The sequence below is a fragment of the Vibrio sp. 10N.247.310.23 genome, from assembly GCF_041467155.1.
Lineage (GTDB): Bacteria > Pseudomonadota > Gammaproteobacteria > Enterobacterales > Vibrionaceae > Vibrio > Vibrio crassostreae_C.
The window spans coordinates 63,956-78,766 of record NZ_JBFSTZ010000008.1 but is presented as its reverse complement, the minus strand read 5'-3'; the positions used below and the strand labels follow the sequence as shown (position 1 = coordinate 78,766).

At 45.5% G+C, this 14,811-nt stretch carries 15 protein-coding genes; 7 read left to right on the top strand and 8 right to left on the bottom strand.

Features of this window, described 5'->3' with window-relative positions; genetic code table 11:
• The first annotated feature begins 6 nt into the window (after positions 1–6).
• Entirely contained in the window at positions 7–1,245 is a 1,239-nt protein-coding gene (locus AB6D93_RS08325; protein WP_102332107.1) for a leucine-rich repeat-containing protein kinase family protein, read from the top strand.
• A gap of 81 nt (positions 1,246–1,326) precedes the next feature.
• On the opposite strand, the gene AB6D93_RS08320 is transcribed toward AB6D93_RS08325, so the two are convergent.
• From AB6D93_RS08320 to AB6D93_RS08290, 7 genes are all read right to left on the bottom strand, one after another.
• Positions 1,327–1,776 (bottom strand): hypothetical protein, encoded by a 450-nt coding sequence (locus AB6D93_RS08320; RefSeq protein ID WP_102332106.1) that lies wholly within the window; start codon positions 1,774–1,776, stop codon positions 1,327–1,329.
• Between the two features lie 68 nt (positions 1,777–1,844).
• Positions 1,845–2,159 (bottom strand): N(4)-acetylcytidine aminohydrolase, encoded by a 315-nt coding sequence (yqfB, locus tag AB6D93_RS08315; protein ID WP_017063603.1) that lies wholly within the window; start codon positions 2,157–2,159, stop codon positions 1,845–1,847.
• A 224-nt stretch (positions 2,160–2,383) separates the two neighbouring features.
• Positions 2,384–2,737, bottom strand: coding sequence for a 50S ribosomal protein L20 (gene rplT / locus AB6D93_RS08310; RefSeq protein WP_004733517.1), 354 nt, complete (start codon positions 2,735–2,737; stop codon positions 2,384–2,386).
• A 42-nt stretch (positions 2,738–2,779) separates the two neighbouring features.
• Complete coding sequence (rpmI, locus tag AB6D93_RS08305) at positions 2,780–2,974, bottom strand: 50S ribosomal protein L35 (RefSeq protein WP_004738430.1); 195 nt, start codon at positions 2,972–2,974, stop codon at positions 2,780–2,782.
• Positions 2,975–3,078: 104 nt separating this feature from the next.
• Positions 3,079–3,630, bottom strand: a complete 552-nt coding sequence (gene infC / locus AB6D93_RS08300) for a translation initiation factor IF-3 (RefSeq protein WP_076654893.1) — start codon at positions 3,628–3,630, stop codon at positions 3,079–3,081.
• A 2-nt stretch (positions 3,631–3,632) separates the two neighbouring features.
• On the bottom strand, positions 3,633–5,561 hold the full coding sequence (gene thrS / locus AB6D93_RS08295) for a threonine--tRNA ligase (RefSeq protein WP_017059786.1): 1,929 nt from the start codon (positions 5,559–5,561) through the stop codon (positions 3,633–3,635).
• 383 nt (positions 5,562–5,944) lie between these two features.
• Positions 5,945–6,688: a sporulation protein gene (locus AB6D93_RS08290; protein WP_017063601.1), complete on the bottom strand. Its 744-nt coding sequence runs from the start codon at positions 6,686–6,688 to the stop codon at positions 5,945–5,947.
• Between the two features lie 181 nt (positions 6,689–6,869).
• Between AB6D93_RS08290 and hutC the strand changes: the two genes are divergently transcribed.
• The 6 genes from hutC to AB6D93_RS08260 all read left to right on the top strand — a co-directional run bounded on the left by hutC (position 6,870) and on the right by AB6D93_RS08260 (position 14,228).
• Positions 6,870–7,583, top strand: coding sequence for a histidine utilization repressor (hutC, locus tag AB6D93_RS08285; protein ID WP_017063600.1), 714 nt, complete (start codon positions 6,870–6,872; stop codon positions 7,581–7,583).
• 113 nt (positions 7,584–7,696) lie between these two features.
• Positions 7,697–8,947: an imidazolonepropionase gene (gene hutI, locus AB6D93_RS08280; RefSeq protein ID WP_102332105.1), complete on the top strand. Its 1,251-nt coding sequence runs from the start codon at positions 7,697–7,699 to the stop codon at positions 8,945–8,947.
• Positions 8,934–9,962: a formimidoylglutamase gene (gene hutG, locus AB6D93_RS08275; RefSeq protein ID WP_102332104.1), complete on the top strand. Its 1,029-nt coding sequence runs from the start codon at positions 8,934–8,936 to the stop codon at positions 9,960–9,962. The genes hutI and hutG overlap by 14 nt, the downstream gene beginning before the upstream one ends.
• A 72-nt stretch (positions 9,963–10,034) precedes the next feature.
• Positions 10,035–11,729: a urocanate hydratase gene (hutU, locus tag AB6D93_RS08270; RefSeq protein WP_017063597.1), complete on the top strand. Its 1,695-nt coding sequence runs from the start codon at positions 10,035–10,037 to the stop codon at positions 11,727–11,729.
• A 14-nt stretch (positions 11,730–11,743) separates the two neighbouring features.
• Positions 11,744–13,276 (top strand): histidine ammonia-lyase, encoded by a 1,533-nt coding sequence (hutH, locus tag AB6D93_RS08265; RefSeq protein ID WP_102332103.1) that lies wholly within the window; start codon positions 11,744–11,746, stop codon positions 13,274–13,276.
• Positions 13,277–13,502: 226 nt separating this feature from the next.
• Positions 13,503–14,228, top strand: coding sequence for a DUF3581 domain-containing protein (locus tag AB6D93_RS08260; RefSeq protein WP_102332102.1), 726 nt, complete (start codon positions 13,503–13,505; stop codon positions 14,226–14,228).
• Positions 14,229–14,319: 91 nt separating this feature from the next.
• Here the strand turns inward: AB6D93_RS08260 and AB6D93_RS08255 are convergent, their stop codons facing one another.
• Positions 14,320–14,781 carry an isoprenylcysteine carboxylmethyltransferase family protein gene (locus tag AB6D93_RS08255; protein WP_102332101.1) on the bottom strand — a complete coding sequence of 154 codons (462 nt, stop codon included), beginning with the start codon at positions 14,779–14,781 and terminating at the stop codon, positions 14,320–14,322.
• Positions 14,782–14,811: the final 30 nt, after the last annotated feature.

Below are 14,811 nucleotides of genomic sequence, written 5' to 3'. Positions count from 1 at the left end.
TAAGGTTTGCATACTCTAGAACAATTAAAATCAGGGCAACTTAAAGGTATTAAGCGTCTAAAACTATCAGAAGATCTCACAGAGTTCCCTCTAGAAATCATAGAGCTTGCAGATTCTCTTGAGATCCTAGACCTTTCAGGTAATCAGCTGTCAGACCTACCAGCCGAGTTATCAAAGCTAACTAACCTGCGTATTATCTTCGCGTCGAATAACCTGTTTACGCACCTGCCTGATGTTCTAGGGTCACTTCCTAAGCTCGAAATGGTTGGCTTCAAAACCAACCAAATCAAAACCGTTAGCGAACAATCTCTGCCGACTCAACTACGTTGGTTAATCCTGACCGACAATGAGATTGAGGCCCTGCCTAGCTCACTAGGTGAAAGACCGCGACTACAGAAACTGGCATTGGCGGGTAACAAGATTCGCGTGTTACCAGAAAGCATGGAAAACCTATCCAACCTTGAGCTAGTTCGCCTGTCTGCAAACCAGTTGACTGAATTCCCAGAGTTCCTTATCAAGCTACCAAAACTGGCTTGGTTAGCGTTTGCGGGTAACCCGTTTTGCAAACACCCTAGCAGCTTAGATAGCGTGCCTGCGGTTAGCTCTCAAAGCTATTCACTGAATCAAGTACTTGGCCAAGGCGCATCTGGCGTGATCTCGCATGCAAGCTGGCTAAACAGCGACTTCGATTTTCCACAGGAAGTGGCGGTTAAAGTGTTTAAAGGCGAAGTCACCAGTGACGGCTACCCACATGATGAACTGGAAGCGTGCTTGCAGGCTGGACACCATAACAACTTGGTAAAATCTATCGCCCAAGTAGAGGAACAAGATTACCTAGCTTTGGTGATGGAACTCATTCCAAACAGCTACTACAACCTAGGGCTACCACCAACACTCGAGACTTGCACGCGTGATACTTTCCCAGAAGGTTTCGAACTTTCAATTGCTCAAATCAATAGCATTACAGAGCAGATGATTGATGTGTTTGAACACCTTCATGCCAATAAAGTCTCTCATGGTGATCTATACGCTCACAACACTTTAGTGAACGAACAAGGTCAGATGATCTTTGGTGACTTTGGCGCTGCGACTATCTACGGCTACCTAACTGAAGAACATCAACAAGGTATTCGCCGAATTGAAGCACGTGCATTGAAGTACTTTATTGAAGACCTACTGACGATTTGTGCAAAGCAAGATCAAGACAGCGAGCTTTATACTCGATTGGCGAACTTCGAAGCTTAATAGAAGTATTCAGTCAGATTGAAGACAACAAAGCCAACATCACTGTTGGCTTTTTTATATGCTAATTAAACGAACCAGCGTTTAGCTTTCAACTTGAACAAGCTTCAAGTACGAATGCAGCTCTCCGCTCTTATACTCAACCGCAGAGTGAATATTAAGGTCAGCACGAGCCACAACAGCAAACTGGTAGCAGTTCTCACCCTTCAGAATCTCGACGTGTAACAAACCGTCTTTTAGTTGCCACTGCCCTGTTGTTTCAAATCGGTCGAACAAACGATATTCAGTCAAAGAACCGTCAGCATTGAAGTGCACTTCAGTGATGTAACCGCCGGGGCAGCTCTTCACCCAAACTCGATTCTCGATATCACTGACCGTAAAGTTACGCCTTGTGTCACGCCACGCTAGAAAGCCTTCGCTATCATAAAGAGCAATGTCGAGATCAGTTCTAGAGATTAACGGCTGCTCATTTTGCTCACGACAATAAAGTTGAAGCAAAATTTGCTGAACTGTTTCGCTCTGTAATTCACTCATTGTGGCTTCCCTTTATCATTGCTCTGCGTTAGACGCAGTATTGATCAACAAATTCTATTTAAAGCGGGCTACACAAGCTCGTAAGAAACCACATACAGTTGAGAGATACCCGGGTAGATATCTTGAATCACGTCTTTCAGTACTTGCAGCGTCATGTTCTCTTGCTGAGCATGGAACTCACCTAAGTCATCAAACAAAATTGGCTCAACGCTGATGATCTTAAGATTACAGAACACACGGTCTTGCTCTAGCGTCGATACTTCCACAACACTGCCTGGCTGGTAGTCTCGCTCAGATTCATCACGAATAGTAATCGTCTTCTTGCCAGATAGGATGTCAGTTTCAAAACGTTCGAAGAACGTCATAGTGGTCGGTGCGGTCATTTATTTCGGTCGCTTTACATTTAAAGGTTAGGTAAATGTTTATATACCAGAATGCGTGTTCAAGCGAATAAAAATTAGGTGCGGGATGCGAGATGCGAGATGCGAGATGCGAGATGCGAGATGCGAGATGCGAGATGCGAGAGAGTATGGCAAAGCCAAATTACAGGCAATAAAAAAGGAGAACCGAAGTTCTCCTTTTCTTAAACCTTTAAGCTAACTCTAAATTATAGAGATGCTTTCGCTTTTTCAACTAGAACAGCAAATGCTGCTTTGTCGAATACTGCGATGTCAGCAAGAATCTTACGGTCGATCTCGATAGATGCTTTCTTTAGGCCATTGATGAAACGGCTGTAAGATAGACCATTTTGACGAGATGCCGCGTTGATACGTGCAATCCAAAGTTGACGGAATTGACGTTTCTTGTTGCGACGGTCACGGTAAGCGTATTGACCAGCTTTGGTAACTGCTTGGAAAGCTACGCGGTAAACACGTGAACGTGCTCCGTAGTAACCTTTAGCTTGTTTTAGAACTTTCTTATGACGTGCACGAGCTTGTACACCACGTTTTACGCGAGGCATTATGCTTCTCCTAAACTAAACGAATTTATAAACTAAAAAGAATTAAGCGTATGGCATCATACGTAGAACTTGAGCAACTTCACATTTAGGAAGGATCGAGTTCGGACGTAGCTGACGCTTGTTCTTAGTAGTACGCTTAGTCAGGATGTGACGTTTACCAGCGTGCTTAAACTTAATACCACCAGCAGTTTTCTGGAAACGCTTAGCAGCACCTTTGTTGGTTTTCATCTTAGGCATGATGAATAACTCCGCATTGTTGAGTTGTTAATAACATAGTAATTAGGGCGAATAAAACCCCGCAACCTGAGGCTGCAGGGTTCAATTACTTGCAAAGCCGTTAATTACTTCTTTTTAGGGGCCAACACCATGATCATCTGGCGACCTTCAATTCTCGTTGGGAAAGATTCGACTACTGCAAATTCTTCAGTATCCGCTTTCAAACGATTAAGAACGTCAACACCGATTTCTTGGTGAGCCATTTCGCGGCCACGGAAGCGAATTGTTACCTTCACTTTGTTGCCGTCTTCTAGGAAACCAGTCAGGTTGCGTAGTTTTACCTGATAGTCTCCAATATCAGTTCCAGGTCGGAATTTAATTTCCTTGATCTGAACCTGCTTTTGCTTCTTCTTCTGCTCTTTCGCAGCTTTGCTCTTCTCGAAGAGGAACTTACCGTAGTCCATCACACGACAAACTGGCGGCTCGGCGTTAGGGCTGATCTCTACAAGATCCATACCAGCTTCATTTGCAGCTTCCATCGCTTCAGCGATTGATACTACACCAACAGCTTCGCCGTCTGCGCCAGTTAGACGCACTTCACGAACGCCACGAATGTCACCGTTTAAACGGTGCTGGTTTTGTTTGGCCGGTTGTTGGCCACGTCTTCCGCCTTTAATAGCTATTCCTCCAGATTGAGCTTACGGCTTGAAACCTCGGCTTGGATGTATGAAATAAAGTCATCCACTTTAAATTTGCCAAGGTCCTTACCTTTACGTGTACGTACTGCAATTTCGCCGGCTTCCATTTCTTGGTCACCACACACAAGCATGAACGGTACACGTTTCAAAGTATGTTCGCGGATTTTAAAGCCAATCTTCTCATTTCTCAAGTCTGCTTTGACTCTAAATCCACTTTTTTGCAGTTTTTTCGTAATTTCTTGTACATATTCAGACTGTTTGTCTGTAATGCCCATTACAACTGCTTGTTCTGGCGCCAACCACGTTGGGAAGAAGCCAGCGTATTCTTCAATAAGAATACCAATGAAGCGTTCTAGTGAACCTAAAATCGCGCGGTGGATCATAACTGGCGTGTGACGCTCGTTATCTTCACCTACGTAAGTAGCACCTAAACGTTCTGGTAATGCAAAATCGAGCTGCACTGTACCACATTGCCAAGCGCGGTCCAAACAATCATGCAAAGTAAATTCAATCTTAGGTCCGTAGAACGCACCCTCGCCTTCTTGAATCTCGTATGCAATGTCCATTGCCTCTAGCGCTTGCTTAAGGTCAGCCTCTGCACGGTCCCACATTTCGTCTGAACCTACACGCTGTTCTGGACGAGTAGATAGCTTAACAACGATGCTTTCGAAGCCGAAAGTTGTGTAAGTATCGTAAACCATTTCAATACAAGCTTTAACTTCTTGTTGAACTTGGTCTTCAGTACAGAATACGTGAGCATCATCTTGAGTGAAGCCACGAACACGCATAATGCCGTGAAGTGCGCCAGACGGCTCGTTACGGTGACATGAGCCGAACTCAGCCATACGTAGCGGTAGATCACGGTAAGATTTCAAACCTTGGTTGAAGATTTGAACGTGACCAGGACAGTTCATTGGCTTGATAGCGTATTCACGGTTCTCTGAAGAAGTAGTGAACATCGCTTCAGCGTACTTATCCCAGTGACCAGAGCGTTCCCAAAGAACACGGTCCATCATTAATGGGCCTTTAACTTCTTGGTAATCGTACTCAGTCAGTTTTTGACGAATAAATACTTCTAGCTCACGGAAGATAGTCCAACCGTTGTGGTGCCAGAACACCATGCCTGGTGCTTCTTGCTGCATGTGGAATAGGTCAAGCGCTTTACCGATTTTACGGTGGTCACGTTTAGCCGCTTCTTCTAGGCGCACAAGGTGAGCTTTAAGTGCCTTCTTGTCGTGGAATGCAGTGCCGTAGATACGTTGAAGCATCTTGTTGTCACTGTTACCACGCCAGTATGCACCCGCTACGTTAAGTAGAGTGAAGTGCTGGCAGAAGCTCATGTTAGGCACGTGTGGACCACGACACATATCGATGTATTCTTCGTGATGGTACAGGCCTGGACGATCATCTTTAGAAACGTTCTCGTCCAAGATTTCAATCTTGTAAGTCTCGCCGCGAGCTTCGAATGCGTCGCGCGCTTCCTGCCAGCTAACTTTCTTCTTAACAACCTGGTATTTGGTCTTCGCTAGCTCTTTCATGCGCTTTTCGATCTTTTCTAGATCGTCTTGCGTTAGAGAGTGCTCAAGATCGATATCGTAGTAGAAACCGTTATCGATAGTAGGACCGATCGCCATTTTCGCTTCTGGAAAAAGCTGCTTAACCGCGTGGCCTAAAAGGTGAGCACAAGAGTGACGAACGATTTCAAGGCCATCAACTTCATCTTTAGCTGTGATGATTTCTAGGCTTGCATCGTTTTCGATAAGATCACAAGCATCAACACGCTCGCCGTCTACACGACCAGCAATGGTAGCTTTCGCAAGACCAGGACCGATTGATAGGGCAACATCTAGAGTTGATACAGGGTTGTCAAATTGACGCTGACTACCGTCAGGAAGAGTAATAATTGGCATTATTTGTCCTTTACAGTGGTGTTGCACACCAAGCAACACATGAAAATGTTTAATATATGTCTTTCAATCAACGAGTACGCTGATTGGGGATATATGCATAATAAATATACCCACATAGAAGCAAATACAGATGCCACATCTGTGAGTAGCCGAACATTGTAACGAAATAATATGAAATGACAATGTTAGTCCCGCAGCACCACAAAACTATATGACTGAAATGTCTCTTCTATTTAGATCCTTCTAACGCCTAACCCATAGTTCAATCAGTAATTCGTTGGCTTTATCTACAATACAAAAAAGCCGAACGGATAAGTTCGGCTATAGAAATCGTACTGTCTTGTCTCTATTAATAGAAAAAGCGACTACTAACAGAAAGGGAACTACGCACTCATGATTCTTGATACAGCGTTGCGAATGTCTGAGTCGGCCGCATTAGCAGGTAAGCTGAATGAGATGTATTGGTCGCCGCGGAAGCTCATTGAGCGGTCGATTTCTGCTAGGCAGTGAACCATAGAGCCATCTACGATGAATGACAGCTCGATCTCTTTGTTATTCATAAAGCCGCCGCTGCGAAATTCAATCTCTTGGTAACAGCCAGAGCGAGAAGCAAAGCTGTTGCCTTTTAAGAAGCCCTTCTCTACGTCTGCTTTCACCATTGCCATGCCCGATGCTTCCACACCTTGGATAATTTTAGCGACTGTTGGCAGTGGATGAACGGAGATAAAGTCACGGTCTTTAGGATCAATCGCAAAGCCGATATCTAGGTTGGTTTCAACCCACACATGGCATTGGTTCATTTGTGCGTTCAACGCGGTGACTGGCGTTTCATCATTTAACTTAAGTCGGAATGGAACCAGTTTGGTTTCGCCCGGTTGGATAACGAAAGGCTCTACCGCTTGAATACGACCCAGTGAAAAGGTTTCGTAGCTGGTACTGTCTTCCGTTTCTACTTTTACTTCTGTGTTGAGAACCAAGTTAATCAAGTCGATTTGTTGCTCAACGTCGCCACCAACAATGTGAACATTGCCAGACAACTCTCCACCTTGGAAAACTTCAATATTATCTAAGACAGTATCAACCTTTGCTGCACCGATGCCCAACGAGGCCTTTAATTTCTTAAACATATTATTTCCCTTTCTAATCATCTGATTTACGAATAGTTATTACGTGACAATTTGCGACACTTGCCTCACAGAATCAAGCAATTTGCCCCATCTATGTTGAATAAGGTCACATTGCCCGAGGAAATGTTGAAATCGTGAAAAATTCCGTTACTCTATTTGTATAGTCAAATAAGGTTTCATTATGTCGAAAGCGCCGCTCTACCTTCAGATAAAACAGTTCATAGACGATAATATCAACAGTGGTCACTGGCCAGTGGGTTACCAGATAACCACAGAACTCGAACTCACAGAGCAGTTCAATGTGAGTCGAATGACGGTCAATAAAGCCATTCGAGATCTTGTGTCTGAAGGCAAACTCATCAGGAAGCCAAGGCTAGGTACTTTTGTTTGTGAACCAGACGAAAAAGCGCAATCTCCGCTGCTTGATATCAACAACATCGCACAAGAGATCAAAGACCGAGGTCAAACGTATGCTAGCCAGGTTATCAAGCACAAGAGCATCAAGGCAGATGAAAGCACCGCGACACGGTTAGGTGTGATGATCAATGCCGAAGTATTCTATAGTGAAATCATCCACTTTGCTGACAACACACCGATTCAATTGGAAGCGCGCTGGGTGAACTCGCAAGCCGCACCAAAATACCTAGAGCAAGACTTTTCAACCTCTACACCCAATGAATACCTTTCAAAAAGCTGCCCGTTGAGTGCAATCGAGCACACGGTTGAAGCCATTATTCCTGACTCTCAAATCAGAACGTCACTAAAGCTATCTGAATCAGAACCTTGCCTACTTTTGAATAGAAGAACATGGAGCAAAGAACGCCTCATCAGCTTTGCATTGCTCTACCATCCTGGCTCTAAGTACAAATTAAGCTCCAAGATACTTCTAGATTAAAGAACATCATCCTGATCGCCGATCACATTTTTGCAACATCAACTTGATTCGGGTCAGCGTTTAGCCTATTTATTTGTATATACATTTAATATTTAGCAAAGATCTAGGTGATTATGAATTTGATCCTCAAAAACGCACGAGTGGTCTCCATGAGTTCGGGAGCCGACGGTTATCAGCCCTCTTCCCCTCAAGATATCGTTATCGAAGACGGTAAGATCGTGTCTATCTCTTGTTCAAACCATGAGGCTCATGCTTATGAGGTAGAACAACCGAGCACTGATAACTCTGCGGATTACATCACCTATGATTGCAAAAACAAGCTCGTTACCCCAGGTCTGATTGATTGCCACACTCACCTCGTATTTGCAGGCAATCGCGCCAACGAATTTGAACAGCGTTTGAATGGTATCTCTTACACCGACATCGCCAAACAAGGCGGCGGGATTCTTGCGACAGTCACTGCAACACGCGCAGCGCAAGAGTCTGAACTGGTTGAAATGGCACTACCTAGACTCGATGGCCTGCTAAGAAGTGGCGTAACCAGCATCGAAGTAAAATCGGGCTATGGTTTAACACTTGAAGACGAACTCAAGATGTTACGTGCAGCTAAAGCGTTAGAAAATCATCGCCGAATTAAGATCACTACCACTCTCCTTGCAGCACACGCAGTACCGCCAGAATACAAAGAACAACCAGATCGTTACATAGATCTGGTTTGCCAAGAGATCATTCCTAAAGCTGCAGAGCAAGGGCTTGCCGATGCAGTTGACGTGTTCTGCGAATCTATCGGCTTCAACCTAGAACAAACCGAACGTGTATTTGCCGCAGCCAAAGAACACGGGCTCGCGATTAAAGGCCACACAGAACAGCTTTCTAATATGGGTGGCAGCGCGCTCGCAGCTAAATACGGCGCACTCTCTGTCGACCATGTTGAATACCTTGATGAAACCGGAGTCAAAGCGCTGGCTGAATCAGGCACAGTTGCCACCTTGCTACCCGGTGCATTCTATTTCCTTAAAGAGACTCAACAACCGCCCGTTGCCCTACTTCGTGAACACAACATTCCAATGGCGATCGCGACCGACCTAAACCCCGGCACATCTCCCTTTGCAGACTTAACGCTGATGATGAACATGAGCTGCACCCTGTTTGGTACGACGCCTGAAGAAGCGCTACGCGGTGTAACTTGTAACGCGGCGGCTGCCATTGGTAAGTCACAAACCAAAGGCAAAGTCGAAATCGGTTATGCCGCAGATTTGGCTATCTGGAACATCGACCACCCTGCAGATCTAAGCTATCAAGTCGGTGTTCCTCACCTGCATAAACGCATTGTTAATGGCGAGGTGTGTCATGACTCAATCTAAATCCAACGGTATCCAAGAGAACGCAACAACCGTGCATAACTTTGTGTGGACCGGACGTAATGATCTTGAAGATGGCGCACTCGGTACTCGCGTTCATCACATTACCAAGCAAGTGCAAAGTAGTGAGTTAAGTGACAAGCTGACTGACGGTGATATCGCCTTGGTAGGCTTTGCCAGCGATGCCGGTGTTGCAAGAAATAAAGGACGCGTGGGCGCGAAACAAGCACCTAACTTGATACGCCAAGCGTTGGCGAATATGGCTTGGCACAGTGACGCACACATCGCCGATCTTGGTGATATCGAGTGCAATGATGGTCAATTAGAAGTCAGCCAAAAACAGTGTGCTTCTGTGATTGCCAATGCCTTAGCAACCAACAAAGTGATTACCCTTGGCGGTGGTCACGAGGTGGCTTGGGCAACGTTCCAAGGTCTCGCTGAGCACCTAAATAAAATTCAATCAGAACACAATCCTAAGATCGGCATCGTTAATTTTGATGCTCACTTTGATCTTCGTGAATTTGAAAGCGACATCACCGATGTTAAACCGAGCTCCGGCACGCCTTTTAACCAGATCAGTGATTACTGCCACGCACATCAATGGCCGTTTCATTACGCTTGTCTTGGTGTGAGTGCCGCCAACAATACCAAAGCGCTGTTTAACAAAGCTGACCAACTGGGCGTGTGGTATGAACACGACCGCAACATGACCCAAGTGAATCAAGTCGCTCAACTGATCAAGTTACAAAAATTCATCGTTGAGTGTGATTATCTCTATCTCACCATTGATCTCGATGTTTTCCCCGCAGCTACTGCGCCGGGCGTAAGTGCACCAGCGGCAAGAGGCGTGAGCTATGAAGCGCTTGCTCCTTTTCTAGAACAGATTTTCCAACACAGTGAAAAACTCATTATCGCGGACATAGCGGAATACAACCCAGACTACGACGTCGATGGCCAAACGGCTCGATTAGCGGCTCGTTTATGTTGGGATATTGCCAGTGCAATGGCCAGCGACTAATCCAGCTATACCGATACCGATAACTACAACTACAACTACAACGATATAACGTGAAACAGAAGGAATTCCAAAATGACGGAACACCACAACAGTGACCCTCGTCTCGACACGACTCGCGAAATTCGCGCACCTCACGGCACCACTTTGCGCGCTAAATCTTGGTTAACAGAAGCACCACTGCGTATGCTGATGAACAACCTAGACCCTGATGTGGCAGAACACCCACATGCACTGGTTGTGTATGGCGGTATTGGTCGCGCGGCACGTGATTGGAAATGTTATGACAAAATTGTTGAAGTATTAGAGCGTTTAGAGGACGACCAAACGTTACTTGTTCAATCCGGTAAACCTGTGGGCGTGTTCCCGACTCATAAAAACGCACCTCGCGTACTGATCGCTAACTCGAACCTTGTTCCACACTGGGCGAACTGGGAACACTTCAACGAGCTCGATAAAGAAGGCTTGATGATGTACGGCCAAATGACCGCGGGCAGCTGGATCTACATTGGTTCACAAGGCATCGTTCAAGGTACTTACGAAACCTTTGTCGCTATCGCGAAGAAGCACTTCCAAGGTGAAGCAAACGGCAAGTGGGTTCTAACGGGCGGTCTTGGTGGAATGGGCGGCGCTCAACCTCTTGCTGCAACGATGGCTGGCTTCTCAATGATCGCAGTGGAGTGTGATGAATCACGAATCGACTACCGCTTGCGTACTGGCTATGTAGACAAAAAAGCCACCAGCTTAGATGAAGCGATGGCAATGATTAAAGAGTCAGACACGCCAATCTCTGTTGGCTTATTAGGTAACGCCGCAGACGTCTTCCCAGAGTTAGTTGAACGCAATATCACACCTGATGTGGTGACTGACCAAACCTCTGCCCACGATCCTCTTAACGGCTACTTGCCGCAAGGTTGGACGATGGAGAAAGCCGCACAAGAGCGCTCCATTGATGAAGCAAAAGTGGTGAAAGCCGCTAAGCAATCTATGGCGATTCAAGTACAAGCGATGTTAGACCTGCAATACCGCGGCGCAGCGACCGTGGATTACGGTAATAACATTCGCCAAATGGCACTGGAAGAAGGCGTAGAAAACGCGTTTGATTTCCCAGGTTTCGTTCCGGCTTATATTCGACCTTTATTCTGCGAAGGTATTGGTCCTTTCCGTTGGGCGGCACTATCTGGTGACCCAGAAGACATCTACAAAACAGACCAAAAAGTAAAAGAACTGATTCCAGACAACCCACATCTACATAACTGGCTAGATATGGCGCGTGAACGCATTCAGTTCCAAGGCCTGCCAGCGCGTATTTGTTGGGTTGGCTTGAAAGATCGTGAACGCTTAGGCCAAGCATTCAATGAAATGGTGAAAAATGGCGAACTGAAAGCACCAGTTGTTATCGGTCGTGACCACCTAGATTCAGGTTCAGTAGCAAGCCCGAACCGCGAAACAGAAGGCATGATGGATGGATCAGATGCCGTATCAGATTGGCCTCTATTGAATGCCCTTCTGAACACAGCGGGCGGCGCAACTTGGGTTTCTTTGCACCACGGTGGTGGCGTTGGTATGGGCTTCTCGCAACACTCAGGCATGGTGATTTGTTGTGACGGCAGTGAAGATGCATCACAGCGTATTGCTCGCGTACTTCACAATGACCCAGCAACCGGCGTTATGCGTCATGCTGATGCAGGTTACGATATTGCCAAGCAATGTGCCAAAGAGCAGAAGCTTGATTTACCTATGCTAAACGAAGAACTTCGTCGCCTTTAATGTCTGGAGAGAACATGTTGAACTTATTACTTAAGCCAGGACTTCTTGGCCTATCTGAACTTCGAAAAATCAGCCGTAGCCCTGTGAACTTATCACTCGATCCTGCAGCAATCCCGGATATCGAAGCGAGCATGCAAGTTGTCGAACAAGTGATTGCTGAAGACCGCACTGTGTATGGCATCAACACGGGTTTTGGCTTATTAGCAAACACCAAGATTGCGCCTGAAGATCTCGAAGTTCTACAGAAAAGTATCGTACTTTCTCACGCTGCGGGCATTGGCAAGTTCATGTCTGATGAAACCGTACGCTTGATGATGGTATTGAAGATTAACAGCTTGTCTCGCGGTTACTCTGGTATCCGCCTCAAAGTGATTAACGCTCTTATCGATCTTGTGAACGCGCAGGTTTACCCGTGTGTTCCACAAAAAGGATCAGTAGGCGCATCTGGAGATCTTGCTCCCCTCGCCCACATGAGTACCGTTCTGCTAGGTGAAGGCCAAGCACGCCACAACGGCAAGATCATCACTGGCTTAGAAGCAATGCAGATCGCAGGTCTTGAACCAATCACACTTGCGCCGAAAGAAGGCTTAGCGCTGTTAAACGGCACACAAGCATCGACTGCCTTTGCATTAGAAGGTCTGTTCGCAGCGGAAGACTTGTTTGCGTCTGCAACCGTATGTGGTGCAATGTCTGTTGAAGCTGCACTGGGTAGTCGTCGTCCGTTTGACCCTCGAATTCATCGCGTTCGTGGTCATCGTGGTCAAATGGATGCCGCGCTTGCTTATCGCCATATGCTTGATCAAAAGAGTGAGATTGGTGAATCACACACTTGCTGTGAAAAGGTTCAAGACCCTTACTCGTTGCGCTGTCAGCCTCAAGTGATGGGTGCCTGTTTACAGCAAATTCGTAATTCAGCAGAAACGTTAAACGTTGAAGCGAACTCGGTATCGGATAACCCACTGGTATTTGCTGAAGACGGCGACATTATTTCAGGTGGTAACTTCCACGCAGAACCTGTGGCAATGGCAGCGGATAACCTAGCACTTGCGATTGCAGAAATTGGTAGCCTTTCTGAACGAAGAATGGCACTGCTGATTGATAGCGCACTAAGCAAACTTCCACCTTTCTTAGTCGATAACGGCGGCGTTAACTCAGGCTTTATGATTGCTCAAGTAACGTCTGCTGCTCTGGCAAGCGAGAATAAAACACTGGCACACCCAGCTTCAGTAGACAGCCTTCCAACATCGGCAAACCAAGAAGATCACGTATCAATGGCTACCTTTGCCGCTCGTAGACTTAGATACATGGCTGAAAACACCCGTGGGATATTAGCAGTAGAATATTTAGCAGCAGCACAAGGGCTCGATTTCCGTGCTCCGAATCTATCCTCTCCTCGTGTGGAAGAAGCGAAACAGATTTTGCGTGAAAAAGTCAGCTTCTACGACAAAGACAGATATTTTGCACCGGATATTGAACAAGCGAACTTATTGCTCAAATTATCCGTTCATAATCACCTAATGCCAGAAGGCACTTTGTGTAGCTTTTAAAGCAAAAACATTCTAAACAACACCCATTAGAGTGTCATATAAACAAGGGCTATCGATTAGCCCTTGTTGCATTGAGCCAAAGGCCACATTTCCCTTCAAATCGTCATATACCATCTAACGTATTTATCTAATTGACTGATATATAAGCAAAGTTAACTGGATAGACCATTAGAACGAAGTTAGTTAGCTATAATCCACCCCAGATTTGATGACTAATAGCGATACTATGTTTCTGACACCTTACTTTTCTACTGAAGACAATCAATTTCAATTCACTCGTGAACAAGCAAGCCACTTTGCTAAAAAAGTAGCTGGCGATTTCAACCCGATTCACGATGAAGACAACAAGCGCTTCTGTGTACCTGGCGATCTTTTATTTGCAGTACTTCTGCAAAAAGAAGGCATCAGCCAAAAAATGCGTTTTGATTTTTCAGGTATGGTTGGTAACGGTATTGCGTTAAGCGTTGACAACAAGTGTGAAAAAGAGAGCTCACTTATCGATGCAAATGGTAAAGAGTACCTACACATGTCTTGTGAAAGTGAGAAGAGCCATGATCAAGCATTCATCGAGCACGTAGTAACAAACTACGTTAAGTTCTCTGGCATGAACTTCCCACACATCATGGTTCCTCTTATGGAAGAACAACAAATGATGATCAACTGCCAACGTCCTCTAGTGATTTACGAGAGCATGGAAGTTGAATTTACTCGCCTAGACCTGTCTCACCCAGAAGTTGAATTCTCTGGCGCGACTTTTGATGTTGAAGGCAAACGTGGCATCGTGACCCTGAACTTCGATTTCAAAGAAGACGGCGAAGTAGTAGGTAAAGGCGTGAAGCGTATGGTAGCAAGTGGCCTTAAGCCATACGACCAAGCTTCTGTAGACGACCTAGTAAACCGCTTCAACGAACGCAAAGAGATGTTTCTAGCTCAGTTCACAGCCGCTGCTTAATTAGCTCTAGAACAAGATCAATAAAGCCCAGCTTGATAATCTCAAGCTGGGCTTTTTTATTTCGATTACTAAGCCAGCACTCAAATCATCACTAAATCCAGCGTCTAACCTTTTGTTTGTAATCAACATATTCTGCGCCGAATAATTGTTCTAGTGCTCGCTCTTCGGGTTTGATTTGGAAGTAATTCATGTAGATTACGAAGCCAAAGCTAAGTAGTACACTGAAGATATTCTGGAAGAAGTAGCCAAAGCAAAATAGCAGGATGAACAACCCTAAGTACATTGGGTTTCGCGTGTAACCAAAAATTCCACTGTCCACGACGGCTGAAGCGGTTTCGACTTTGATCGGGTTAACGGTGGTTTTCTGTTTTCGAAATTCCCATATACCGGCTAATCCAACCACACCACTCAATGCGACTCCGATACCTAAAACAACCATTCCATAAGGTAATGCCAGTGTCCCTTGGCTCAACTGCTGAGCGCAGAAGTATGATGCTACGAATACAATAATGAACAGTGCAACGGGTGGTACTTTTAATTCTAGAAATTTCATACTTTTCCTTATTAACATTCCTTTGTTAGT